A 2,009-nucleotide genomic window follows, 5' to 3' on the forward strand; every position below is an offset into this window, starting at 1 on the left:
CTCCAGTCCGTCTGCTGGGCCCGCTACGGGCGCAGGAGCACCTTGCCGACGCGGCCCGCGGTGTCGCTGGCGCGCGCAGCCGCACGGGCCTCCTCGAACGGGAAGACCTCGGAGACGGGGAGCGTCAGCGACCCGTCGAGTACGCGGGTGATGAGCTCGCCGAAGAGCTGCTGCTTGAGCGGCGCGTCCATCGTCTTGCTGACGACGGCGCCCCAGAAGCCCTTGACCGTGAGCTGGCCGAAGATGACCTTGCCCGACGGGATCTCGAGCGTGGGGGAGGCCATCGCGCCGAACACGACGAGGGTGCCGTTCTCGCCCATGACGGAGGCGAGGTCACCGGCGGCCTTGCCACCGACGGACTCCACGCCCGCGATGATCGGTGCGCCGCCCGTGATCGCGCGGACCTGGTCCTGCCAGTCGTCGGCGTCGGTGGCCACGATGCGGTCGATGCCCTGCTCGCGGAGCTCCTCGACACCGGCAGCGCGGCGGACGAGCCCGATCACGTTGATGCCCCGGGCCTTGCCGAGCTGCGCGACCATGCGCCCGACGGCGCCGTTCGCGGCGTTCTGGATGAGCCAGTCGCCCTCGTGCAGGTCGAGCGAGTGCAGCAGGCTGATCGCGCTGAACGGCATCGACACGAGCTGTGCCGCGGCCTCGTCGGACATGTCGTCCGGCACCGGCACGAGGCCGGCCGCGTTCGCGGTGTAGTGCTCGGCCCACACGCCGAAGGTGCCGCCGGCGACGCGCTGGCCGACGGACAGGTTCGTGACGCCGTCGCCGAGGGCCTCGACGACGCCGAGTGCCTCGGTGCCGGAGGCTGCGGGCAGCTCGGGCTTGAAGCCGTAGGTGCCGCGGATCGTCCACAGGTCGTGGTTGTGGATGGGGGAGAGGACGGTGCGGACGAGGACCTCGCCGGCGCCGGGGGTCGGGACCGGGCGCTCCTCGGTGGTCAGCACGTCGGCGGGCTCGCCGAACTCGTGGTGGACGACGGCGCGCATGGTGGTGGGGATGGTGTCGGTCATGCTCAGTCCTCCGAGACGGTGATGGTGACGTCGATGTTGCCGCGGGTCGCGTTCGAGTACGGGCAGACCTGGTGCGCGGCGTCCGCGAGGGCCTGGGCCTGGTCGTGCTCGAGCCCGGGCAGCACGACCTCGAGCAGGACGGCGAGCTGGTAGCCGCCGTTGCCGTTCGGGCCGATCTGGACGCGGCCGCCGACGGACGAGTCGGCGATCTTCACCTTCTGCGCGCGGGCGACGCCCTGGAGCGCGGAGTGGAAGCAGGCGGCGTACCCGGCGGCGAAGAGCTGCTCGGGGTTCGTGCCGGCTCCGGAGCCGCCCATCTCCTTCGGGATCGCGAGGTCGAGCGCGAACGAGCCGTCGCTGGTCGCGACGCGGCCGTCGCGGCCGGCACCGGTGGAGAGGGCCTCGGCGGTGTAGAGGGCTTCCATGTGGTTCCTTCCTTCGTGGGGTCAGTGGTGCTGCGCGGCGGCCTGCTGGGGCTCCGCGGCAGCGTGCATGGTGGCGGTGAGGCGCTGGAGCGTGGAGATGAGCTCGAGTGCGGCCTGCTCGTCGGACAGGCCCATGCCCTGGGCGATGCGGGCCGGGACGTGCGCCAGCTCGGGCCGGATCGAGCGGCCCCGCTCGCCGAGCGTCACGCTGACGACGCGCTCGTCGGTGCTCCGGCGCTCACGACGCACGAGGTCGGTCTGTTCCATCCGGCGCAACAGCGGCGAGAGGGTGCCCGAGTCGAGTCGGAGGTGGTCGCCGAGGGACGACACGGTCTGGTCGCCCTCGATCCAGAGGGTGACGAGCACCAGGTACTGCGGGTAGGTCAGTCCCCACGGTTCGAGCAGGGCGCGGTACGCCTGGGTCGTCGCCCGGGACGCCGCGTAGAGCGAGAAGCACACCATCTCGTCGGTCACCGGCATGCTCCGAGTGTTGCACACAACAACGTTGTGCACAACCGAGTTGCGGATGGCTGCAGCGGGAACCGACATCTGCACGGGGCGG

General features: G+C 71.6%; 3 protein-coding genes. All 3 read right to left on the bottom strand.

Translation table 11 applies throughout. The annotated features are described in order from the left end of the window. Positions 1 to 23: 23 nt before the first annotated feature. The 3 genes from I59_RS05540 to I59_RS05550 are packed head-to-tail and all read right to left on the bottom strand — an operon-like array spanning position 24 to position 1,927. Positions 24 to 998 (bottom strand): zinc-binding dehydrogenase, encoded by a 975-nt coding sequence (locus tag I59_RS05540; protein WP_031273019.1) that lies wholly within the window; start codon positions 996 to 998, stop codon positions 24 to 26. A 26-nt stretch (positions 999 to 1,024) separates the two neighbouring features. Beyond that, positions 1,025 to 1,447, bottom strand: a complete 423-nt coding sequence (locus I59_RS05545) for an organic hydroperoxide resistance protein (protein ID WP_022903022.1) — start codon at positions 1,445 to 1,447, stop codon at positions 1,025 to 1,027. 21 nt (positions 1,448 to 1,468) lie between these two features. Then, a complete protein-coding gene (locus I59_RS05550) occupies positions 1,469 to 1,927 on the bottom strand; it encodes a MarR family winged helix-turn-helix transcriptional regulator (protein WP_022903023.1) in 459 nt (152 codons plus the stop codon). Positions 1,928 to 2,009 lie beyond the last annotated feature (82 nt).

The sequence above is a fragment of the Curtobacterium sp. B8 genome (assembly GCF_000333315.1).
Classification (GTDB): domain Bacteria; phylum Actinomycetota; class Actinomycetes; order Actinomycetales; family Microbacteriaceae; genus Curtobacterium; species Curtobacterium luteum.

Bases quoted from the DNA above. Each gene is read 5' to 3' on its own strand.
- I59_RS05540 (WP_031273019.1), bottom strand. From the start codon at position 998: ATGCGCGCCGTCGTCCACCACGAGTTCGGCGAGCCCGCCGACGTGCTG.
- I59_RS05545 (WP_022903022.1), bottom strand. From the start codon at position 1,447: ATGGAAGCCCTCTACACCGCCGAGGCCCTCTCCACCGGTGCCGGCCGC.
- I59_RS05550 (WP_022903023.1), bottom strand. From the start codon at position 1,927: ATGCCGGTGACCGACGAGATGGTGTGCTTCTCGCTCTACGCGGCGTCC.